Below are 23,486 nucleotides of genomic sequence, written 5' to 3' on the forward strand. Positions count from 1 at the left end.
ATTTTTATGACATCGGCAGACAATACCGTAGTGGCACTCAATCGTAACGCAATCTTACTCGTACTTGCTTTGGGCACTTTTATTTTAGGGTTATCTGAGTTTTCTATGATGCCCATGCTACCGCTCATTAGCGAAACCTTCGCCACTACGCCATCACAAAGCGGTTATGCCATCAGCGCCTATGCAATCGGAGTGGTGGTCGGCGCCCCCATATTAATGCTCACCACAGCCAACATGAAAAAACGTTACGCGTTAATGATCTTTTTAATCTTAATGTTTATTGCCAATGGCTTAAGTGCAATAGCTACGTCACTTGAACAACTTATTGCATTTCGGTTTTTAAGCGGTTTGCCTCACGGTGCCTATTTTGGCGCAGCCATATTGTTAGCAGCAGATATCGCCCCACAAAATAAACGCGCAAGCTACATGTCTAAAGTGTTTATGGGGTTAACCATTGCCACCATAGTCGGTGTACCGATTGTCACATTAGTGGGACAAAATCTAAGCTGGCGTTATTGTCTTGCAGGTGCATCAATACTTGCTTTAGTTGCCTTTATTTGCGTGTACTTTTTTGTACCTAAAATAGCCAATAATCAACCTTCAAATTTACTTAATGAATTTAGCGTGCTCAAAAATAAATTGGTGTGGTCAATTCTCGGTATTGTCATTATTGGATTTGGTGGCGTATTTTGTTTATACACCTACATTGCCGACACCATTTTAATGGTCACAAAAACGCCCGCTTACACCATTTCAATTGCCATGATTATGTTTGGTGTAGGCTGCACAATAGGCAATTATGTACTAGGAAAAGCAGCAGATCGCTCGGCATTAAACACCACAGGCCTCGCGCTTATTGGCAGCATTGTTTTTGCCTTTGCCTACGTAAACGCCAGCTACAATATCAACCTGTTGTACGCCGTAATATTTTTTATTGGTTGCAGTGTCGGGTTAGCCACGCTCATTCAAAGTTTACTTATGGATGTATCACCTAATGGTCATGCCATGATTGGCGCATTAGTGCAATGTGCGTTCAATACCGCTAACGCAATTGGCCCCTGGGTTGGCGGTATTGCCATTGCTAATGGCGCTATGCCTAACCAAACCGGATATGTTGCCGCTGCATTGTTTGTCGGTGGCTTTATCATGTGGGTAATAAGCTACCTACAAATGAACAAAAAACAGACACCGTTGACCCCAAGCACAGTTTAACGGCGCAACAGCCTTACCGTTAGAAGGCGACAATAGAAATGAGCGGTTAATGTTAATTGCGAGACGAAAACAGTAATAGTGCTCAGGGCCTGCTGATCTTTGCAGCAAACATCTAGAAAGATCAACAAGCCCCAACTCTGCACTCTTTTAATACCAATCAGGGTAAATAAGTGATCCGAGATTGCGTAGAAAAAATCGTTAGAATCAGGCAGCAAGCGAGTTGTTCTAGCCTCAACATTGCTAACGACGTTATAAGCGATGTTAACCAGTAAGAATGATCACATTCTTGTGCTGATTGATATGTGCTGATTGATATAAGTGGGCCAAACCCAGGCTTTGAACGTATCGATTATAACATTCACAATAACCAATTTAAGAGCGCTGCCATGTTTTCATTTTTAAAACCAGACCCAATCAAAAAACTGCGTAAACACTATGATCAAAAACTTGAAAAGGCCATGCAAGCTCAGCGCAAAGGCGACATTAAAACCTATTCGTTGCTAACCGCAGAATCTGAAACAATTTGGCATCAAATTGAAGCGCTAGAAAAATCCAACAAATAGGTTAACGATCGAGTGGATAACTGACAATATTATGAAAAACTGCGGTTTCGCTTACGGCATGATAACCATGAATTTGATCTGCAAAAAATCGACACCGCTGCCCACAACCCAGCGTTAGCCATTTTCCATCACAAAACACCGCCAATTCACCTTCAATGATAATAACATGTTCAATCACACCAACGCCGTGAGGCGCTGACATTTGCTGATGAAACCCACTTAAGGTGATTTCGAACATTTCAAACTGAGTTTGAGGGTTGTATGCAAATAACGTATGAATTTGCATATTGGGATCATCTGGAAATGTTTTTTCTGCAATCCTAACGCTATCTTCAGCCACCATAAATGCAGAAAATGACGTGTTTAAGCCACTGGCAATTTTCCAAAGTGTGGCAATCGTAGGGCTCGACTCTTGTCGTTCAATTTGCCCGAGCATGGCCTTAGACACTCCTGTCAACTTGGCGGTTGCATCTAAACTAAGTGCCTTTGTTTTTCTTATTGTTTTTAAGTGCTCTGCCATATGAGCCTTGATATCCATAATGCATACCGTCTTTCGTTAACACTGTAAGTAATTATACGTCATTTTACTGTCAACTCTAATATCTTGTGCGCTATAACAGCCAATGATATATTCCTCACACATTGTGCGTTTTAACGCACAACTAACTAATTTACCGGCACGTCATTCATACAAAAATACGCAACGGACAACATAATGGCACCAAAAAACATCGCTATTAGCCATATTTCCGCCGGGTTCACCGCTGTGCTTGTCGGCTATACAAGTTCAATTGTTATTGTCATCCAGGCAGCGATTCAAGCTGGGGCCAATTCTGCACAAATCAGTAGCAGTTTGCTTGCTTTAGGCTTAGTGATGGGCGTGACCTCAATCGGATTTTCATGGCGTTATCGCACTCCAATTCTTACGGCTTGGTCAACCCCAGGAGCTGCAATGCTGATTGGAATTGTTGGTGATTTCAGCTTAAATCAAGTGATTGGCGCTTACCTTGTTTCAGCCGCGTTGATAACCATTAGTGGCATGATAAAGCCCATCACTCGAGGGTTATCAGCCATTCCGGTTGCGTTATCAGCAGCCATGTTAGCGGCCATTTTACTGCCCTTTTGCGTAAAAGCCTTTGTGCCACTTGCAAAAGAGCCTGCCGTGTTCTGCTTATTGTTTGTCAGTTTTATGGTAGCTAAACAATGGCTTCCCAGATATTCCATGGCCATTTTATTAATTATAGCCATAGGCTATGTATTTCAAACAGATGTATTGACCGCTGCAGTACAAGCACAATTAAAATTATCAATTGCCTCGCCAGTTTGGATAACGCCAGAGTTTACGCTTTTGGCCATACTCAATATCAGTGTTCCTTTATTTATTATTACCATGTTGTCACAACATTTGCCGGGTATCGCCATGTTAAAAAGCTATGGCTATCAAACTCAGGGATCTGCGCTTTTATTCGGCACCGGCATGTCAAATGTATTACTGGCACCATTTGGCGTATTTAGCGTTAACCTTGCGGCAATATCCGCGGCAATTTGTATGGATAACAATGTTGATGACGATCCTAACCAGCGCTTTAAGGCAACGATTTGGGCGGGAGTGTTTTACATTTTTGCCGGATTATGGGCCAACAGTGTGGTTGCATTATTTATGGCATTACCCAGCGCGGTGAGCAATATGTTGGCTGGACTCGCGTTAATGAGCACCTTACTCCTGTGCCTTCAAAATGCATTTAGCGTCATTTCTTATCGAGAGTCTGCACTGCTCACTTTTGTTTGCACCTTGTCAGGGATAAGCTTTTTGGGAATAGGCGCCGCAGTGTGGGGCTTATTGCTTGGCCTAACGCATCTTGGTATGCATAAAAACAAACCCAACACGGTTATCAGCAGCGCCAAAACAAATAGTAAGTATTGATCTTTCAAGGGTATTTTTGCATTGCCAATAAACATGCAATTTGTGAGCAAACACTAAGAATAAAAATGCAATAAATCTTATGCTATTAACTCAAACTCATTGTGAGTTTGACGTTTACAGTAGGGGGTAATTATGTGGTGGAGAGTCGTCATCATAACGTTAGCTTTTCTATTATTAGGCGCACATTTTCTTCGCTTTAGTCAAACCGAATGGGCAATTATTGCCTGTACAATGCCACTGCTTATGTTTATTCGCCATAATGTCATCAATCAATTATTAAAAATAACCCTATTATTAAGTGTTATTTTTGTGTGGGCCGTGACTACGTTTAACTTTATAGACATGCGCATCACCTTGTCTGAACCTTGGTTAAGGCTCGCGATCATCATGACAGGCGTCATGTTATTTACCTTGTTTGCGGCATTTTGCACCAATGGATTACACCAGAGATTGCGGCATTAATTGGCTTGTTAACCTTTTGGCGCTAACCATTTTTTAATACTGTCTTTGCGGTAAAATAATAAGCCAGCAAACAAAACAATATAGATGCTTGGTTCAATAATTTCCGATTTTACCGACCAGTAAAAGTGAACCGGCGCCAATAGTGCAACTACGTAAATCCAATTATGCAGCGACTGCCATTGTTTACCCATTTTACGTTTAATGTTATGCGGTGAGGTTAACGCCAGCAAAGTCACAATCATCAAGGCTGCGGCGCCCACCAAAATGTAAGGCCGCTTAATGACTTCTTCAAACAATAGCCCCCACGCAAACAACAAATCTAAGCTGATAAACGCAGCAATATGTAACAGTGCATAAGCAAACACATACAAGCCGACTAAGCGACGTGTTTGAATTAACGCCGCCACTTTAAACCGTTTTGCAATGGGTGAGATTACTAAGGTCGCCAATAAGCTATTTATCGCCCCCATGCCAGTATAATGAATAATATATTGCACAGGATCGCCACCCGCATTGTCGGTTATCACCAGTACGATAAGATACAAAGCCGGCACTAAAAAAATGAGGTGCAAAACGACTTTAAGCCAAAATACACCTTGAGGGCTCAAACGCATTAATAAAAGGTCCTTAAATCAATATTTTTATATAAATCGGCAACAAATTCACCATAACCATTAAACATTTGCGTAGGAATACGTTTAGCCGAAAACAACCCGCCCTCGCCTATACTGCGCTCACTGGCTTGCGACCAACGTGGATGGTCAACTTCAGGGTTCACGTTGGCATAAAAACCATATTCGTTTGGCGCCAGTTGATTCCAACTCGTCGGTGGTTGTTTATCTACAACACGAATACGCACCACAGACTTAATACTCTTAAAACCGTATTTCCACGGCACCACTAACCTAATTGGCGCTCCATTTTGTGGTGGCAATGTTTTACCGTATAACCCCACCGCTAAAAAGGGCAGCTCGTTCATGGCCTCGGCTATGGTTAGCCCTTCAACATATGGGTAATGAATACCGCCGCCCATTAAACGATTTTTTTGCCCGGGCATTTGGTCTGGGTCAAACAAGGTTTCAAACGCAACGTGAGTGGCATTTTGTTTAACACCGGCTTGTTTTAATAATGTCGCAAGAGAAAACCCCACCCAGGGAATAACCATCGACCATGCTTCGACACAACGTAAACGATAGGTGCGTTCCTCTAGAGCAAAACGCTTGGTGAGCGCCTGTAAATCTAAGGTAATAGGATTATCAACTAAGCCTTCGATAACTAAGGTCCAGGGATCGACAGAAAACCCCTGAGCATTATCAAACGGGTCTGACTTGCTGGTACCAAACTCATAAAAATTGTTATGACGAGTGACCTTGTCCTCTGGTGTTTTGGCATCAGGCAACACAAATTGACGAGGTGTTGAATAATTTAAGCTCTGAGTGGCAAAAGGGTTTTTAGCTTTTTGCTCACCAAACAAATCAAAAATACCGGCTTGTACTTGCCCAGGTAAACTGGCACCTAAGGCGCCTAATCCTAACGCTTTAATAATATTACGACGGTCATTAAAAACCGACTCTGGTGTAACTTGATTTTCAGCCATATGCCATGGAGCACGCTGTAATATGCCAGGAGTAAATCGGTTTTTACGCGCCATAAATCACCTCTACAAATACCAATTATCATGAGTTTTATTGTCTTACATTGTAAATAGACAGGTAAGCTTAGTTTTTTATTTCAAATGAGTTAAAAATACTCGCAAATGCGGTTTACTAAAAACCTGATATCCCAGACTATACGGCTTCACCACTGGATTAGATTTAATTTTAATCATTAACAATAAAAAATCATAAAATCATGTTTTTGCCTCTTGCAGGCAGTTATAAGCCGTGCGACCCTTAGCCATTATTTTCTATCGGTTTTTGTTATGCCTTTTGCTGTGTCGTTAACTCCTCCACAAATTGCAGCGCTGATTGCGGTTGCGTTCCTTGCCTTTTTAATTGGCGCACTGATTAATCAGCGGTTAACCCGCCAACGTTGGGAGCAACTCAAACTCCAACATGAGCAAGAACACCTTGTATTAGTGAACGAAGCGCAAGCTGAAGCGTCGAGATTACAAGATATGCTCGACGACAAAATTGATCACAGTAATCATCTGCAAAATAAAATCGAGAGTTTAATATCACAGCTTTCAACGGCTGAAACCAAAGCCGACAGAGTGTACATAGTTGAACAACAACTGGCCGACACACAACACCGGTTAATGGAATCTCAGCTTAACTTAGCCAAGTCTAATGCCATACAACAAACCATTATGGTAAAAGCAGAAGCTGAACAAAAATCATTAGAAGATAAAATTGCATTATTGGAGTCAGCCGAAGAACGCCTTAAGCTGCAATTTGAAAATTTAGCTAACCGCATTTTTGACGAACGAAGCGAAAGTTTTAAACAGCAAAATGTCACTCAAATTGACGGGGTGTTAGGCCCGCTAAAACAGCAACTGGAAGGATTTAGACGCCAAATCCAGGAGTCTTATACCCATGAGCAATCTGAGCGTAGTGCATTAAAGCACCAGCTCGATCACCTGCGCGAACTTAATTTAAAAATGAGCCAAGATGCTATCAACCTCACCAAGGCATTAAAAGGCGACAACAAGCAACAAGGCAATTGGGGCGAAGTGATTTTAGAGCGGGTTCTGCAAGAAAGCGGCCTGCGAGAAGGCCATGAATATCACATACAACAAGATTTAAAAGACGATAACGGTAAGCGTTTCAAACCAGATGTTATTGTCCATTTACCTGAGCAAAAAGATGTCGTCATTGACGCCAAAATGTCACTCGTCGGTTACGAGCGCTACTTTAACAGCGAAGACAAAGACATTCGCGAACAGGCCATTAAAGAACATGCATTATCAATTAGGCAGCACATTAAAGGCCTAAGTCAAAAGGACTATCACAAACTACATGGCCTCAAGAGCCTTGATTATGTGTTGATGTTTATTCCAATAGAGCCGGCCTTTTTGTTGGCTATTGAGTACGACCCAAGTCTGGTTAACTTTGCGCTAGAGCATAATATTATGCTTGTCAGCCCCACTAATTTGCTGGTAGCACTGCGTACTATTAACAACATTTGGCGCTATGAATATCAAAACCAAAATGCACAAAACATTGCCAAACAAGCCAGTCGAATTTACGACAAGCTTTGTGGGTATTTAGAAGACATGGAAAAACTTGGCCGCGCATTAGACGGCGCTGATAAAAGCTATCAGAGCGCAATGGCTAAACTGTCATCTGGCAAAGGCAATTTAATCAGACAAGCACACTTTATGCAGCAGCTTGGCGTTGACACCAGCAAACAAATTGACAGGCAACTGCTTAACAAAGCATTAGACGAGTCAATAGAAACCGCGACACAACCATCAGATTAACAAATGGTTTAACGCGCAGATTAATCTTTATTTAATTGAAGCGCGCAATAGTAAGGCTTAAACGTAACTAATTTTATTATCGCAAACGAAGTATTGAGGCGGAGATTCTCATTTAAATGCGTAACACTTGGGTTAACACATTATTCACAGGCGCATTACTGTTAGCCGCGCCACTGGTTTTTATCAGTCAAGCCAGCGCGTTGACATCGCAGCAACAAACCTATCTTGACGCGCGTAAAGCGCTCGATAAAAAACAGCTGGGGCAATACCAAGCATTGCGCAAACAATTAGCAGATTATCCCTTAACCGTTTATCTTGACTACCACGCGACGATTGACCAAATCGTTCAATCTCCAGGTAATGCCGCCCTCAACGCCATTAACCAATTTGATACCACACCACTCTATAACAATGCTCGTTATCGCTACCTGCTCAATGCAGGAAGAAAACAACGCTGGCAAGATTTTTTAGTCATATCACCCAACACACCAAACGACATTCGCCTGCAATGTTATTACTACCAAGCGCAGCTTGATGCGGGCAATAAAGACATCGCATACAAAGGGATTGAACGTTTATGGGTACACGGTTATTCGCGCCCTAAAGAATGCGACCCGGTATTTGATATGTGGACAAAAGCAGGCTATCGCACTCAAGAAGTCATTTGGCAACGTTTGTTATTGAGTTTTCATGCCGGACAAAGCAGTTTATTAAGTTATTTGTCGCAAAAAGTGACCACTCACAGTCGCGAAGCAAAGTTACTGGTGTCGGTATACCGAGACCCGAACACCCTTCGCCATATCAACAAATTTAATAGTTCAAAACCGATTATTGGCAATATTGTCGACGCCGGTTTGCGTAAACTCGCCCAAAAAGACTTACATCAAGCCATTAAACTGTTTGTTAAATATCAAAAGGCTAACCGATTTGACCAGGCTGATGCTGTAGAGCTTAATCGATATTTAGTTCGTAGAGCCCTAATCAAACAAGATCAAAAGCTGCTTAGCCATATCGACAAGATGCTGCCGCTATTAGGGTTTGATGACTTATATGAAATGCGATTGCGCTGGGCACTGCGAGAGCTTGATTACACCACAGTCAATAAATACCTTGCGCTATTAAGTGACGAAGGCAAAGCCAACCCACGCTGGATGTACTGGCAAGCCAAAATGATGACCAGTAAAGACAACACGAAAGCGACACAATTGCTGCAGGCATTAAGCAGTCAACGTAACTTTTATGGATTTACCGCTGCACAGGCCTTAGGTAACCCATTGTCGATGAACAACGACAACCTCGCGCCTAACCCTGAACTGCAAAAACAGTTACATCAAGACAAAGGTTTAGCTCGTGTCATTGAATTAATGGCACTAGACAAACGCATCGATGCCCGCAGCGAGTGGGTCTATTTAATGCGACGTCACAACAGTGAACTAACCGCACAATATGGCTTGTTTGCACTCGAACAAGGCTGGCATGGGTTCAGTGTAGAATCCAGTATTCAGGGCCAATTATGGGACTCATTAGCCCTGCGTTTCCCACTGGCATCTAATGACGAATTTGTTAGCGCCAGTAAAAAGTATAACGTCAATATTGATGAGATCAGAGCCATTTCTCGCCGCGAAAGTGCCTTTTACCCCTACGCTACATCAGGTGTAGGTGCACGAGGCCTAATGCAGTTAATGCCAGCAACCGCAAAACAAACAGCCCAAAGGCACAAAATCTCCTACAACAACGTAAAAGAGTTATACGACCCTAAAGTGAATATCATGCTAGGCAGTGCGTATTACAGCGAACTACTCAAGCAGTTTGGTCAAAACCGAGTCCTTGCCACCGCCGCATACAATGCCGGTCCTGGGAGTGTTCGCCGTTGGTTACGGGCATCAAATGGTACATTAGATGTCATGACATTTATTGAAACAATTCCATACACAGAAACCCGAGAGTATGTCCAAGCCGTATTAAGTTACCGGATGATTTACCAACAAAATGGACAATCTAGCGATAGCATGTTTAGTTCTAAAGAACTGAACTACCGATACTAGCTTTATCTGCACGCTCAGGGTAACGTAACAGCTTGATAGCACCATTGGTCATCAAGCTGTTAAAACCATTAAGCGATAACCTCAATACGTTGAGGTTTACAGACTGGGAGCGAACGTGTCGCAATCAACTATCGAAACTTTATTAGCACAACTAGAAAGCGTCTTACTGGGTAAGCCTGAACAAATTAAGCTTGCCGTAACCTGCATTTTGGCCAAAGGTCACTTATTAATAGAAGACCTTCCTGGCATGGGTAAAACCAGCCTATCCCAGGGCATCGCTAGCAGTTTAGGCATGAGCTACCAACGCATTCAGTTTACCAGCGACATGCTGCCGGCTGACATTCTTGGAGTATCGATTTACAACAAAGAGCAACAACAATTTGTATTTCATAAAGGGCCAGTATTTAACCAAATGCTGCTCGCCGATGAAATAAACCGTGCCAGCCCCAAAACCCAAAGCGCGCTTCTTGAGGCCATGGCTGAGCAACAAATCACCCTTGACGGCATCACTCATCATTTAAGCTCGCCGTTTTTTGTGATTGCTACTCAAAATCCATTAGATCAAGCCGGCACCTTCCCGTTACCAGAATCACAACTTGACCGCTTTATGATGCGGATTTCGATTGGCTACCCAAGTCATGAGGCCGAATTGGCCATGTTAAAAACTCACACACAAGCGAGCAAACAAGCGCAGTTAGCTCAGTGCATTACTCCACAAGAATTGTTATTACTTCAACAACAAGTGGCACAAGTGGCAGCCTCTGATGCAGTACTAAACTACCTTATTGCCTTGGTCGATTTTTCGCGCCAGCACGATGTGGCCAGTGGTTTATCGCCTCGGGCCAGTATCGCGCTATTGCAAGCTGCAAAAGCATGGGCGTTTATCCATCAGCGTCAATATGTGGTGCCTGAAGATATCCAAGCGGTATTTGCATCGATTGCCGAGCATCGCATTCGTAGCAGCAGCCAGTTTCAGGGGCAAGCACTGTCTGACACCATCCTTGCCAGTGTTAATCCGATCCGCTAAGGCTAAGGGTTAACATGGACAAACAACGCGCCAAATCAGCTAAGTCAACATACAGCCAACCGTCGTGGTTTTTGCGTGCTATTCCGGCATCGGTAACTCAACGCTGGGACCGCTGGCTAAAAAGGCGCTTACCGCCACAAAAGCACATCACCTTAAGCCACCGCAGCATTTTTATCTTGCCTAGCGGCTTTGGTTTATTTTGGATAGGCCTTATCGTACTACTGTATTTATTTGGCACTAACTATCAAAATAACCTGGTTATTGGCTTAAGTTTATTATTGGCCAGCGTGTTAAACACCTGCATTATTTACAGTTACAAAAACCTTGCCGGACTTAGCTTTAATGCCATAAACCCCCCTATTGCGTATGCGGGTGATAGCACACCGTTTCCGATAATGCTCACCGCCAATGCCAGCAATAAGCATACAGACACAACCCATCAACAAATCTGTTTGCAATTTAGCCACCAGCGCCATACGCGGCTTAAACACATGGAACAACAAACGATTGCCACTGTGCCGTTTGAACACCCTAAACGCGGTTACCTAAACCCCGGCAGGATAAAAGTGTCATCTCATTTTCCACTAGGTTTATGCCGTGCATGGTCTTATGTAGACCTTGATATTCAACACGTGATTTTTGCAAAACCCGAAGCCAGCGACATCATTCTTACCAGCCAAGTGAGCGACAACGACAGTCAATATGAGCACGGTAAATTACGCCCTGGCGTTGATGACTACAAAGGCTTAAGAGCATATGTGCCAGGTGAGTCACTAAAGCAAGTGGCATGGAAACAATGGGCACAAGACAAAGGCATGCTGTCAAAAGAGTTTGCCGAGCCAGAAGGCTTGCCCGTATGGCTCAACCTCGCCAATACTAGCGGAAAAGACATTGAGCAACAGCTTAGCCGTTTAGCTTGGCAAGTTGATAAACTCAGCCAATCAAAGCAAATTTTTGGGCTAAAACTTGGACACACCGTAATCAATCAACAAACCGGCGAAGCCCATCGTATTGCATGTCAAACGGCTATTGCCACCTATCAAGTGTATGGCAGCATCAATCCTGATTTTACACCAAGTACAGCACAGGTTGAGGCGACATAATGAAAGACAACTTTGACGCAATCATCAGCCGCAACACCCTTTTTTGGCTGCTAATAACCAATGTTGCTGTGCTAAGCCCGTTATACGAACAAGCCACACTCTGGAGCATCGGCATTTGCGCCATTTGTTTTGTGTGGCGGATAGGTATTTACCTAGGCAAAGTAGCTGCACCGCCAAAATTCTTAGTCACATCTTTAGCTATCGGGGCCGCTATCACCCTCGCCTTAGTCTCAACTGAAATCGGTTTACTCAAAGCGTTAATCAACCTGCTCATATTAGGATATGCCCTTAAATACATAGAAATGCGTGAGCAACGCGATGTTAAAGCCATTGTATTGGTAGGGTATTTTCTTATCGCCCTGACATTACTAGACCAACAGGGCATGCTCAATACCTTGCATTTACTTGTGGTTGTGATCATCAACACCGGTATTTTAGTGAGCGTTTATCAAGATAAATCTAACAAGCTGGCCAACCTTAGTTTTAGCGTTAAATTAGTACTACACAGTTTACCGTTAGCCATACTTTTATTTGTGGTATTTCCGCGTTTAGGGCCATTGTGGATGGTACCTAACATGAAGTCAGCCACCACAGGCTTATCTGATGAAATGTCATTTGGCGACATCAATAAGTTGACTCGCTCCGCCGAGCTGGCTTTTAGAGTGGGATTTGATAACCCAGACGGAAGTACCACAGGCCCTGCAAATCAAGATTTATATTGGCGTACATTAGTCATGGAAAACTACGACGGTAAAACATGGCGCCAAGACCCAAGCATTAAAGATTTACAACGCCAGGCGTTCTTTCAAAAACCACAACGCGATAGGCCGATTGCTTCAGCGCAAAATAAAATTGAATACGTTGTCATTAGCGAGCCAAGCCATCAAAAGTGGTTATATGGTCTCGACGAAGCCTTTAGTGAAAACAGCCAAATTGTTGAACTGCCAGATTACACTTTGTATTCACTTAGGCCTATCGATCAACGAATAAGTTACCGCGTCACCTCATACCCCAATAATGTTATGGAGTTAACGTTAAAGGATAATACTAAAAAGCTCAATTTGGCATTACCTGCAAACAGTAATCCTAAAACCCACGCCTTAGCAAAAAAGTTTACGCAAGACTATCCCGAACCGCAGGCTCGGATAAACGCGATGATGAATTACTTTGCCGAACAAGCCTATTACTACACCTTGAGCCCACCGACCGTTGGCGAGCAACAAATCGATGATTTTTTATTTGATAATCGCGCCGGTTTTTGTGCTCATTACGCCTCAGCCTTAGTGTTTATGGCCAGATCAAGCGGTCTGCCTGCGCGCATGGTAACAGGCTATCAAGGCGGTGAGTACAATCCACAAGCAGGTTATTACAGCGTTTATCAATATATGGCTCATGCATGGACAGAAGTGTGGCTAGAAGGTAAAGGCTGGCAGCGTTTTGACCCAACAGCAATGATAGCGCCCCAGCGAATTTTAGATGGCTTTGATGCCACATTTGACAGCCAAAGTAGCTATTTACAAGACAGCCCCTTCAGCCCTTTAAGAATGAAACAATACACCTGGCTCAACGAGTTACGCCAACAGATCTCAAGCCTCGATTACTATTGGAGCGTGTGGGTACTGGGCTTTGATGAAGAGCGAAAACAGCAAGTGTTATCTAAACTGCTAGGAGATGTCACCAGCAGTAAAATTGCGTTAATGATGATACTCAGCTTTATCGTTATTGCCTTAATCATTGGTTATTATGCGGGCCTATTTAATATTGATAACACAGAAGATCCGCTCAATAAACGTTACAATTTGATTTGTCAGCGTTTGGCTAAAAAAGGCGTGCCGCGCCCACAAGGGCAGACGCCAAGCGACTACGCCAAAACTGTTGAGGCTAAGCTGCAACAACACCCTGCTATTGCCACAAAATTTATGGCATTAAGTGATGAGTTTATGGTGCTTAAATACCAACCGCTAAGTGCTGAACAAACTCAGCAACACATGAAACAATTTATGCGTTTGTATCGTCTGTTACGCCTACGCTTATTGCGCAGTTGATCTGCAAACAGCCTAGCCAATGGCGAGTTTTGATTGCTGAAATTAGTCAGAGTCCATAGAATGAATTAATGTCAAATCAGCGAGTTGCCCATGCTTACCTTAATTCAATCAAATCAAATGGAAGTGTTATCGCAGCAGTTAGCCAAACTGCTTGCAATGAGCTCAGATAACAAGAGCATATTAAGTGGTGAGCATATTCTGGTACAAAGCCCAGGCATGTCGACTTGGCTGCGATTAGAAGTGGCTAAACACAACGGTATTGCAGCGGCACTGACCTTTCCATTGCCATCGAGCTTTACTTGGCAATTATGCCATGACTTACTGCCCAATGTGCCCAAAGACAACGCCTTTACAAAAGCAGCCATGACATGGAAACTCATGGACTTATTGCCAGGCTTGTTAGACAACAGCGACTTAGGCCCGTTAAAACAATATTTAACACCACAAACAAAATCTGCCGAAAATACACAACCCAACCAAGAAAACAGCCAGGAATACGGGCAAACATTGCAGGCTAATGACACTGCCCATGACGCCATAAAGCTGTTTCAATTGTGCGGACGTATTGCCGACATTTTTGACCAATATTTAGTCTATCGTCCTGAGTGGATCCTCGCCTGGGAGCAAAACCAAGCGTTAAGCCAAATGGATAAACCGCTTGAATTAGATCAAAACCAGCGTTGGCAGCCCATATTGTGGCGAGCACTGGTGGAGTATAATCGCAACCAACTGCAAGCAAGTCATTACCACAGGGCAAATTTACACGCAGATCTCCTGGCTGCGCTGATAAACCCAGACACAGACTTATCCATGTTACCTGAGCGTTTATATGTGTTTGGTATTTCGTCCATGCCGCCGCAAACCCTTGACGTACTTTATCATTTAGCGTCGCGAATTGACGTCATCATACTGTCATTAAGCCCTTGTCAGCATTATTGGGGCGACATAGTTGAACCCAAAGCCCGAGCAAGAATGGCTCTTCAATACGCCAATAAAAAACAGCTTGAACAAGGCTGGGAAGACAAGCTCGAAGTCGGAAATCCATTGCTGGCAAACAATGGCCAAATGGGCCGTGAATTGCTGGATTTAATGTTAAGCCTCCCCCCAGAGCACACCGACTTTGGCTATGACTGTTATGTAGAACCCGAGCCAAATAATCTCTTACGGGGTGTGCAATACGACATATTGCAAATGGAAACTTTAGGCCAACCTTTAGGCCCAGATGCCGATATATATCAAGATATTGACGCACGCCGAGAACTCTCCCCTAATGATGATTCAATTACACTGCGCAGTTGTCATAGCGCATTAAGAGAAGTTGAAACCCTACACGACCATTTGCTTGAACTGTTATCAAACGATGCGAGCTTACATCCCAAAGACATTGTGGTGATGATGCCAGATGTCGCCGCTTACGCACCGTTTATCGATGCCGTATTTGGTACCGCCAACAGCCAATATTTTACCGATAAAAACCCGCAAAAAGGTGACTACTATCTGCCCTATGCCATCGCCGACCGAGGCGCAGCACAAGAGTCACCCTTAATTAACAGTTTTTTAAATCTACTGAACATAAACCAAAGCCGTTTTGGCCTGACTGAAATAATTAGCATATTAGAAGTGCCAGCCATTTTGCGTCGTTTTGAACTCGATGATGACGAATTGTCGCTTATTCGTCGCTGGCTAGACGAGGCTAACGTGCGCTGGGGACGCGACGAACACACTCGCAGTCAATTAGGGGTATTACCCTTTACTCAAAACTCATGGGCTTTTGGCATTAAACGGCTCATATTAGGTTATGCGTTTAACGATCAAGCCGACATATACCAGGGCGCGTTAACGGTACAAGGGATTGAAGGCCAATCATCTCAAGCACTCGGTAAACTGCTTAACTTTTTAGAAACCATAGACACCTACTACAGCTTATTTGCTCGCGATTTTAGTACACGCGAACGCCTAAGCCAGTTGCAACAATTACTGGCCGACTGCTACGACACCAATGATGACGAACGTGAGCAAATACAGGCCATTCGTGATGCCTTAGTTGCACTGGAAACCGAACTCGACAATGCGGGCCATCAAGGCAAGGTCAATATTGAAGTATTAAAACAATGGTTTAATCAACGGTTAACCGAATCCCGCGTTGGCCAACGTTATCTTGCTGGTAGCATTAACTTTTGTACCTTAATGCCAATGCGTTCAATCCCGTTTAAGGTGGTGTGCCTACTGGGCATGAACGATGGCGTATATCCTCGAGTACAACACCCTGTAGGCTTTGACTTAATGGCCCACTTTGGCCCTAAAAAAGGTGACCGCTCTCGCCGCCTAGACGACCGATATCTGTTTTTAGAAGCCTTACTGTCTGCTCGTCAGCAACTGTATATCAGCTATATTGGCCACAGTGAACGCGACAATGCTGAGCGGATCCCATCAATGCTAGTGTCTGAATTAGTGGAATATTGCCAACTCAGCTACCTACCATCGGCACTAAAACGTCAACACGAACACACTGGCAACATCAGTGCCGAAGACGCTGACAAACAAGTGTTGCAACAACTCATTCAAACCCAGCCATTACAGCCGTTTGATGTAAAATTATTCAGTACCAATGCCCAACATAACGGTCATTTACAGCAAAGTTATAATGCACAGTGGTGTCCACCCGCTAAGCAAGGAACGTTTAGTATGCCATTTTTCAATCAGCCATTGCCCTTATCAGCAGAACAAGCTGACGAAGTGTTTGCTCATGCTCATATTGACATCCAAGGTGTCAAAGTTGTTGAACTAGAGCTGTCATCACTGATCCGTTTTTACCGTAATCCAGCGCAATTCTTTTTTAATCGCAGCCTAAAAGTAGATTTATCACTAGACATTCAAGCAGATGACAATGACGAACCTTTTAGTCTTAATGCCCTTGAGCGCTTTGTATTGCAATTGTCTATGGTCAATAACGCCATTGAAAATAAACTGAGCGTGCCAGACGATGCATTAATCAACAGATTAAAGGTCAGTGGCGAGTTACCCATGGCGCCTTTTGATAACGTGTTGCTCGCACAATACCAACGCGACATTACGCCACTTATAAACCGTGTGCAGTTTTTACAAGACGATCAACCCATGCACACGGTCAATATCGACTTGTTATTTGACATGAAAACCCAAGACAGCAGCTCGCCATTACGGGTTAACCTCGTTGGCCGCATTGATGATATTTTACCCAAAGGATTAGTCAATTATCGCCCAGGTACAGCACACGGGCGTGATTTTATTCGCATCTACTTACGTCATTTGTGCCTAAATGCCATGGCCGGGCAGCAAACCACTCAATCTGAACATTGCGCCAAACACGGTTACAGTTACTTACTCGACATTGGTCATTTTCATGCCTTTGCTCCACTCACATCAGAACAAGCAACAAGCCAATTATTGCGCTTTATCGAGTGTTTTATTCACGGTCAACGCCAGCCCTTATGTTTTATGCCTAAAACGGCCTTTGCTTACGTTGAAGCCGAAGGTGATCACCAGGAAAAACTGCTTAAAGCGAAAGCCAAATGGGATGATGGCCAAAATCAATTTGGTGAAGGGTTTGACCCGCACAATCAACGATTATTTCAATTTCCTGACGATTTCAACGAAGCCACCTTTGGCCAACTCAGTCATCACTTATTGCAGCCCATGTTAAGCCTGTATACCAAAGATAAGTTGGCCGAATTAGACACTTTTGTCAGTAAAAGTGCCGTAGAGGTATTAAGCCAATTTATTGCGAAATCGCACAATGTTGGAGCACAATAATGACCAATAATGTCACACCATTAAATGCCCTAACATTGCCTTTTTATGGTACAAGCTTAATCGAAGCCAGTGCCGGCACAGGTAAAACCTATACTATATCGGGATTATATTTAAGGCTGCTGCTTGGCCATGGCGGCTACACCCCATTAACTTGCGAGCAAATTTTAGTGGTTACCTTCACGAATGCCGCCACTGAAGAGCTTCGCGACAGGATCCGTAAACGCATTAACCTCGCATTTAAACGTTTTTTGGGTCTACCAATTAACGACCCGTTTATTGAACAGCTATATCAAGACACAACAGAAGATGAGCGCCCAATTGCCCTGCGCCGCCTCGATTTAGCGCTAAAATCATTAGATGAAGCCGCCATTTTTACCATTCACGGGTTTTGCCAGCGCATTTTGTCAGACATGGCCTTTGAGTCGTCACTCTTGTTTGAGTCTGAATTCACCTTAGATGACAGCGAATTTTTACATCATGCCGTGCGCGATTTTTGGCGAGAGGTCTGCTATCCACTCCCGCCGCTGTTAGCCCAGGCCATTAGCGAACACTTTGCTGAGCCAGACGATTTAGCCAAAAGCTTGCGCCCGCTGTTAGGCGCAACTCAGGCAAAGTTAGCGAATAACCCCATTGCATTTGACAAGCTCAGCGAACAATTAACCGTCTGTTTGAGCCGGTTTAAGCGCTTGTGGCAAGCCAAACAACAAGACACCTTTGAATTACTCAGCGCATTACCGCTAAATGGCCAACGCTTTGGTAAAGCCAGCGACAATTACCCCAAACTTGCCAAAGTATTTGACGACATCAGTCACTGGGTTGCCGTTGGTCAGGGCTTACCACCTATAAAAGCCCTAGAACACATTGCCTTATCCGATTTAAAGCTAAACAAAGGCGGTGTAGTTCCAACGGCAGCACAAGCTCCACTGCTTGAACACATCGATACGTTACTTGAGTTAATACAACAGCTTATACCATCGTTTTTAGTCCGTGCACGCGACGGTATTCGCCAGCGTTTTACCGGGCAAAAACAGCAACGCAACTTAATGACACCTGACGACCTATTGCTCAGTTTAGCCATAGCGCTCAGCCACAATCCACTCACTTTAGGCCAAGCGATTGCAGCGCGATTTCCTGTGGCATTAATCGATGAATTCCAGGATACCGATCCACTGCAATTTGCCATTTTTAATCAGGTATATCAGCAGCCATTAGCATCACAACTTGAACTCGAACCACACCAAGACAAAGCACCTGGTAAACTCAGTTTGTTAATGATCGGTGACCCTAAACAGGCCATTTATGCCTTTAGGGGCGCAGATATTTACACTTATATCGCTGCGCGGCAACAAACCCAGGCCCACTATAACTTAGACACAAATTATCGCTCATCGTCATCATTAGTCGCGGGCGTTAATCAGTTATTTAGCCAGCATACCAATCCATTTATAAACAGCGAAATCCCGTTTGATCTCGTCAAAACGCCAAGCTCTGCCACTCATAAAGTGCTTAAAGAAGCAACAAAGCGTAAAGACACATTGAGGATAAAACTGTTAGCTGAAGACAGCGATATTGGGCTCAATAAAGCCACAGCAAGACAAAAACTGGCCAGCGATACCGCCAGTGAAATAAAACGCCTACTCACAGAGTCGCAACAAGGCCATTGCGGTATTCAAACGGCCAAAAATGAACCCGATGAGCCACTCATCGCTAAACACATAGCCGTCCTGGTGCGCGACCGTAACGAAGCCGCTATCATGCAGGCTGAGCTTTCAGCACGGCAAATAGGCGCAGTGTTTCTTAGCCGTGACAGCGTATTTAACACCCTTGAAGCCCGTGAAATGGCCATTCTATTACACGCATTAGCTACGCCTAAAAATGAACGGGCTATTCGAGCGGCACTCGCCACAGAGCTTGTGGGTTTTAGTGCTCTGCAAATTCATCAATTTAATCAAGACGAAGAGCAGCGCCAGCAAGTCCTCAGCCAATTTATACATTGGCATGAGCTTTGGCTGCAGCGTGGTGTAATGCCAGCATTACTCAATTTTGCCAGTGAAACCCAATTAATTCATCGCTACTTATCGCTGTCGCAAACCAATACCACAAGAGACATTGCCGAGAATGATGACAATGATGACGCGCCGCTGAGCACCAAAGGTTCAGGCGAGCGACGCCTAACCGACTTTAGACATTTAGCAGAATTGCTTCAACAAAAGGCTACCGAACTCGACGGCAGCAGCGCCTTAATCAATTGGTACGAACAACAACTTATCAGCACCCAAAGCGGTGATGAGCAACAGCTACGCCTAGAGAGCGAACAAAACCTGGTGCAAATTGTCACCATACACAAAAGCAAAGGCTTAGAATATCCGGTGTGCTTTGTGCCGTTTATCAGCCTGGCCAGAAATAACAACCGACGCCCAACGCCCATGCTTTACCATCAAGGCGAACAATTAGTGTGGGACATAGACGCCACCGATGAAGGTTGGGAGCAATTAAAGCAAGAGATTCTCGCCGAAGACTTACGCCTACTTTACGTCGCATTAACGCGGCCTGTGTACCTATGTTACTTATATATTGCCAATCAAAGCAGAATATTAAAGGCTGGGATCAGTAGCCAACTTCACGAAACTGGCATTGGCTATTTGTTGGGGATCACCGATAAAAACACCGACTTTAATCTTATTCAAACCAAGGTTAAACACATTGCCACTATCGATGCCATCAGTGTTGAACAAGTCAGTGACGCCATAGACACCAGCTCACTGGCTAAAATCGACGATAACGACATTGAGCTATGCGCCAAACAAGTCACTCGTAAGCAAAGCCTTGCATGGCGCGTTGGCAGTTATTCAGGTTTGGTTAAACACCTGCCCCACGAACGAGTCGCCCCAGGCGCTGACGATGAAGACTTTAGCGACGAACTGCTGCAATTGCAGTTACAAGATGAAACCCTAGACGAGCCACAACTTGACCGTTTTAGTTTTGAACGCGGTGCCAATGCCGGTAGCTTTATGCATTTAGTCTTAGAGCTATTTGACTTTACAAAAGCCGATACCGAACTGCCAGGCGCACTGCAAAAAGCCATGAAGCAATATGGCTTTGATGAAACGCTCTGGTTTGACCCATTAAGTTTGTGGTACCAGCAAATTTTAGCGACGCCGTTAACCAAGCATCAATCAACAAACACGGGATCAGACGCCATCTGCTTAATGCAATTACCGCTGAAGCAAACCCGTGTCGAAATGGAGTTTTATCTGCCTATTTCAGCTTTACAAGCACAGCAATTAAACCCGATTTTACAACAATACGGGTATATTGCCGGCCTCGACTTTGACACCTTGCAAGGCATGTTAAAAGGCTTTATCGACTTAACCTTTGAACACCAAGGTCGCTTTTACATCGCCGATTATAAATCGAACCATTTAGGTAATCACTTTTCAGACTACAACCAAACCGCCATGGAAAATGCGATTAACAGCCACCGTTATAACTTGCAGTACATTTTGTATACCCTAGCGTTACACCGCTATTTAAGCCTTAGGCTTCCGGGCTACAACTATCAACAACATATCGGTGGATGCTATTACTTATTTTTACGTGGTATGAGCCCAGATCACCCCGGCTGCGGCGTGTTTTTTGATAAGCCACCTCAAGCATTAATTGAACAACTTGATACGCTATTTATGGGGCAACACCCCACATCGACGGTGGAGGCGCCATCATGTTAATGCTGACACAACCAATTGGCGAGCTACTAAAACAGTGGCAAGAACAACGCATAATTACACCGTTAGACCGCCACTTTGCTCTGGAATTGGCAAGAATAGAATCGATTTCAACGACAGATGACCACTCAGACAATGGATCTTCTGCATTATTTTTATTGGTTTGCGCCCTCTTAAGCCAACAATTATCAAACCAACACAGTTGCTTGGTGATTGAGCAGATAAATCTGGCCAATCCCATGACAGAAGACACGCACAGGCAAACGCAAGTCAATTGCCAAATTACAATAAGCCACAATCAACTCATTGAGCATATTAGTCAATTCGATGCGGTTGGCGCTGGTGGTGAAAATAAGCCACTCATTTTAGAACACGGCCGCCTGTACCTAAATAAATACCACTTTTTTGAAACGCAAGTGGCCAACAAACTCACTCAACTGGCATCTCAGCCCATCAAAATCGATCTGAGCCAAAGCCAGTTACCGCAGCTTATTGAAAGCCTATTTAAGGCTAACTCGACACACCAACAAACGTTTGACTGGCAAAAAATCGCCACGGCGACTGCATTACTCAACGCATTAGCCGTGATCACTGGCGGCCCGGGCACAGGTAAAACAACCACAGTCACTAAGTTGCTATTGTTACTGCTGACACAATCGAATCTCACCATTCGTTTAGTAGCCCCCACAGGCAAAGCAGCAGCAAGATTAAGCGAATCCATTAAAGCTTCCAAACAGCGTTTGCTTAATGAATTATCCAACCTGGAAAACGCAAGCATTGCTAGGGTATTGAATGATGCATTAACGCGGATCCCTGAAGAAGCCTCAACACTGCACAGGTTATTAGGTGTCATTCCTAATTCGCATCAATTTAGGCACCACCAGCACAATCCATTGCGATTAGATCTACTCGTGGTTGACGAAGCCTCAATGGTCGACTTACCCATGATGTACAAATTGCTTAGCGCCCTACCACCTCACGGCAGACTGATATTGTTGGGCGATCAAGATCAGCTCGCCTCAGTCGAAGCCGGGGCGGTACTGGCTGATATTTGTGTCGGATTAAAACAAACTTCTGCTCACGCAACCACACCCTGGTCAATGCGTTACAGTGCCAGCCAAGCACAAAATATTGCCAACTTAACCGGTCAAGATGTGAGTCAATTTATTCATCCACAACCGCAAATCGGTGACAGCTTATGCATGTTAATGCACAGTCATCGTTTTAAAGGCGATGCCGGTATCGGCCTATTAGCCAATGCGGTAAATCAAGGCAATACCACGGCTATTGCGCAAGTGTGGCAAAGTAATCATGCCGAACTACATTGGTTTGAACATACGCAGGATCTACAAAGTCAAAATCAGGGTAAACAGCAATTACTCACAATGTCAGTGCAGGCATATGGTGAATATTTACAACAAATTCAAGCTAACCAACACGCCTTTGCTAGTGCAAGTCAGGGGGGGGATCACATATTTAATTTGCCTCATAGCGAGCAAAGCATCATCGATAGCTTTAACCAATACCGTATTTTATGTGCCATGCGTGCCGGTGAATTTGGCGTTGAAGGGATCAACATTGCAATGACCGAAAGCTTAACTCAGGCTAAGTTAATCAGTGCTCAGGGCGAGTTTTACCTTGGCAGACCGATCATTATTCAAAGTAACGACTACAACCTAGGCTTATTCAATGGCGATATTGGCTTAATTTTACAAGACCGCAATAAACCTGAGCGATTAATGGCGCATTTTGTGATGGCTGATGGCAGCTTATTAAAAGTATTACCAGCAAGATTACCAAGCCACGAAACCTGCTACGCCATGACGGTACACAAAAGCCAAGGCAGCGAATTTGATAAAGTCAGCTTTGTATTGCCGCCGCGCCCTAGCCTGTCACAATGGCAACTGCTCACCAAAGAATTGCTTTACACCGCCATTACCCGAGCTAAAAACCATTTTTACTGTTTAGGCACAAGCCAATTATTTGAAAAGGCCAGTAAACAAGCCACCTCAAGAGCCTCAGGTTTAGCATGGCGATTATGGGGTGAAGATGACACAAAGTAATAAATACTCCCCCCTTTTGCAGGGGGTGTTCTTAGCACGAATAGATCATCCTTTTTGATAAGTGTCACAGAGGATTTTTAATGTTATTTTGCTTGGCTTAAGGG

Annotated in this window: 15 protein-coding genes; 12 read left to right on the plus strand and 3 right to left on the minus strand. The window is 44.0% G+C overall.

Annotation, left to right across the window (positions count from 1 at the left end; genetic code table 11):
• Positions 1-6: 6 nt before the first annotated feature.
• Positions 7-1,212, plus strand: a complete 1,206-nt coding sequence (locus K8B83_RS15800) for an MFS transporter (protein ID WP_188740455.1) — start codon at positions 7-9, stop codon at positions 1,210-1,212.
• Between the two features lie 386 nt (positions 1,213-1,598).
• On the plus strand, positions 1,599-1,775 hold the full coding sequence (locus K8B83_RS15805; protein ID WP_223420091.1) for a DUF6435 family protein: 177 nt from the start codon (positions 1,599-1,601) through the stop codon (positions 1,773-1,775).
• A gap of 1 nt (position 1,776) precedes the next feature.
• Here the strand turns inward: K8B83_RS15805 and K8B83_RS15810 are convergent, their stop codons facing one another.
• A complete protein-coding gene (locus tag K8B83_RS15810; RefSeq protein WP_223418094.1) occupies positions 1,777-2,313 on the minus strand; it encodes a helix-turn-helix domain-containing protein in 537 nt (178 codons plus the stop codon).
• A gap of 177 nt (positions 2,314-2,490) precedes the next feature.
• Between K8B83_RS15810 and K8B83_RS15815 the strand changes: the two genes are divergently transcribed.
• Together K8B83_RS15815 and K8B83_RS15820 are read left to right on the plus strand one after the other, a co-directional pair.
• Positions 2,491-3,699, plus strand: coding sequence for a benzoate/H(+) symporter BenE family transporter (locus tag K8B83_RS15815; RefSeq protein WP_223418096.1), 1,209 nt, complete (start codon positions 2,491-2,493; stop codon positions 3,697-3,699).
• Positions 3,700-3,831: 132 nt separating this feature from the next.
• On the plus strand, positions 3,832-4,161 hold the full coding sequence (locus tag K8B83_RS15820; RefSeq protein WP_223418098.1) for a hypothetical protein: 330 nt from the start codon (positions 3,832-3,834) through the stop codon (positions 4,159-4,161).
• Positions 4,162-4,169: 8 nt separating this feature from the next.
• Here K8B83_RS15820 and msrQ read toward each other — a convergent pair whose 3' ends face one another.
• Both msrQ and msrP read right to left on the minus strand, forming a co-directional pair.
• The gene (gene msrQ, locus K8B83_RS15825) at positions 4,170-4,775 is read right to left on the minus strand and encodes a protein-methionine-sulfoxide reductase heme-binding subunit MsrQ (RefSeq protein ID WP_223418099.1); all 606 of its coding nucleotides are present in this window, start codon (positions 4,773-4,775) and stop codon (positions 4,170-4,172) included.
• Complete coding sequence (gene msrP, locus K8B83_RS15830) at positions 4,775-5,812, minus strand: protein-methionine-sulfoxide reductase catalytic subunit MsrP (RefSeq protein ID WP_223418112.1); 1,038 nt, start codon at positions 5,810-5,812, stop codon at positions 4,775-4,777. Before msrP ends, msrQ begins: the two co-directional genes overlap by 1 nt.
• A 270-nt stretch (positions 5,813-6,082) precedes the next feature.
• Here msrP and rmuC point away from each other — a divergent pair, with 270 nt between their 5' ends.
• From rmuC to recD, 8 genes are all read left to right on the plus strand, one after another.
• Positions 6,083-7,582, plus strand: a complete 1,500-nt coding sequence (rmuC, locus tag K8B83_RS15835; RefSeq protein ID WP_188740449.1) for a DNA recombination protein RmuC — start codon at positions 6,083-6,085, stop codon at positions 7,580-7,582.
• Between the two features lie 116 nt (positions 7,583-7,698).
• Positions 7,699-9,627 carry a transglycosylase SLT domain-containing protein gene (locus tag K8B83_RS15840; RefSeq protein WP_223418119.1) on the plus strand — a complete coding sequence of 643 codons (1,929 nt, stop codon included), beginning with the start codon at positions 7,699-7,701 and terminating at the stop codon, positions 9,625-9,627.
• 115 nt (positions 9,628-9,742) lie between these two features.
• Entirely contained in the window at positions 9,743-10,654 is a 912-nt protein-coding gene (locus tag K8B83_RS15845) for an AAA family ATPase (RefSeq protein WP_223418121.1), read from the plus strand.
• 14 nt (positions 10,655-10,668) lie between these two features.
• On the plus strand, positions 10,669-11,757 hold the full coding sequence (locus K8B83_RS15850; RefSeq protein ID WP_223418123.1) for a DUF58 domain-containing protein: 1,089 nt from the start codon (positions 10,669-10,671) through the stop codon (positions 11,755-11,757).
• The gene (locus tag K8B83_RS15855; protein ID WP_223418125.1) at positions 11,757-13,802 is read left to right on the plus strand and encodes a transglutaminase TgpA family protein; all 2,046 of its coding nucleotides are present in this window, start codon (positions 11,757-11,759) and stop codon (positions 13,800-13,802) included. Before K8B83_RS15850 ends, K8B83_RS15855 begins: the two co-directional genes overlap by 1 nt.
• Positions 13,803-13,892: 90 nt before the next feature.
• The gene (recC, locus tag K8B83_RS15860; protein ID WP_223418132.1) at positions 13,893-17,594 is read left to right on the plus strand and encodes an exodeoxyribonuclease V subunit gamma; all 3,702 of its coding nucleotides are present in this window, start codon (positions 13,893-13,895) and stop codon (positions 17,592-17,594) included.
• Positions 17,594-21,322, plus strand: a complete 3,729-nt coding sequence (gene recB / locus K8B83_RS15865; protein WP_223418134.1) for an exodeoxyribonuclease V subunit beta — start codon at positions 17,594-17,596, stop codon at positions 21,320-21,322. The genes recC and recB overlap by 1 nt, the downstream gene beginning before the upstream one ends.
• Positions 21,316-23,382 (plus strand): exodeoxyribonuclease V subunit alpha, encoded by a 2,067-nt coding sequence (gene recD, locus K8B83_RS15870; protein ID WP_223418136.1) that lies wholly within the window; start codon positions 21,316-21,318, stop codon positions 23,380-23,382. The genes recB and recD overlap by 7 nt, the downstream gene beginning before the upstream one ends.
• Positions 23,383-23,486 lie beyond the last annotated feature (104 nt).

This window comes from Shewanella inventionis (genome assembly GCF_019931735.1).
Classification (GTDB): domain Bacteria; phylum Pseudomonadota; class Gammaproteobacteria; order Enterobacterales; family Shewanellaceae; genus Shewanella; species Shewanella inventionis.

What these genes read in the sequence shown, in the direction of transcription:
- msrP (WP_223418112.1), bottom strand. Translation starts at nt 5,812, where the DNA reads ATGGCGCGTAAAAACCGATTTACTCCTGGCATATTACAGCGTGCTCCA.
- K8B83_RS15855 (WP_223418125.1), top strand. Translation starts at nt 11,757, where the DNA reads ATGAAAGACAACTTTGACGCAATCATCAGCCGCAACACCCTTTTTTGG.
- K8B83_RS15815 (WP_223418096.1), top strand. Translation starts at nt 2,491, where the DNA reads ATGGCACCAAAAAACATCGCTATTAGCCATATTTCCGCCGGGTTCACC.
- K8B83_RS15850 (WP_223418123.1), top strand. Translation starts at nt 10,669, where the DNA reads ATGGACAAACAACGCGCCAAATCAGCTAAGTCAACATACAGCCAACCG.
- K8B83_RS15820 (WP_223418098.1), top strand. Translation starts at nt 3,832, where the DNA reads ATGTGGTGGAGAGTCGTCATCATAACGTTAGCTTTTCTATTATTAGGC.
- K8B83_RS15805 (WP_223420091.1), top strand. Translation starts at nt 1,599, where the DNA reads ATGTTTTCATTTTTAAAACCAGACCCAATCAAAAAACTGCGTAAACAC.
- recC (WP_223418132.1), top strand. Translation starts at nt 13,893, where the DNA reads ATGCTTACCTTAATTCAATCAAATCAAATGGAAGTGTTATCGCAGCAG.
- rmuC (WP_188740449.1), top strand. Translation starts at nt 6,083, where the DNA reads ATGCCTTTTGCTGTGTCGTTAACTCCTCCACAAATTGCAGCGCTGATT.
- K8B83_RS15840 (WP_223418119.1), top strand. Translation starts at nt 7,699, where the DNA reads ATGCGTAACACTTGGGTTAACACATTATTCACAGGCGCATTACTGTTA.
- recB (WP_223418134.1), top strand. Translation starts at nt 17,594, where the DNA reads ATGACCAATAATGTCACACCATTAAATGCCCTAACATTGCCTTTTTAT.
- recD (WP_223418136.1), top strand. Translation starts at nt 21,316, where the DNA reads ATGTTAATGCTGACACAACCAATTGGCGAGCTACTAAAACAGTGGCAA.
- K8B83_RS15800 (WP_188740455.1), top strand. Translation starts at nt 7, where the DNA reads ATGACATCGGCAGACAATACCGTAGTGGCACTCAATCGTAACGCAATC.
- msrQ (WP_223418099.1), bottom strand. Translation starts at nt 4,775, where the DNA reads ATGCGTTTGAGCCCTCAAGGTGTATTTTGGCTTAAAGTCGTTTTGCAC.
- K8B83_RS15810 (WP_223418094.1), bottom strand. Translation starts at nt 2,313, where the DNA reads ATGGATATCAAGGCTCATATGGCAGAGCACTTAAAAACAATAAGAAAA.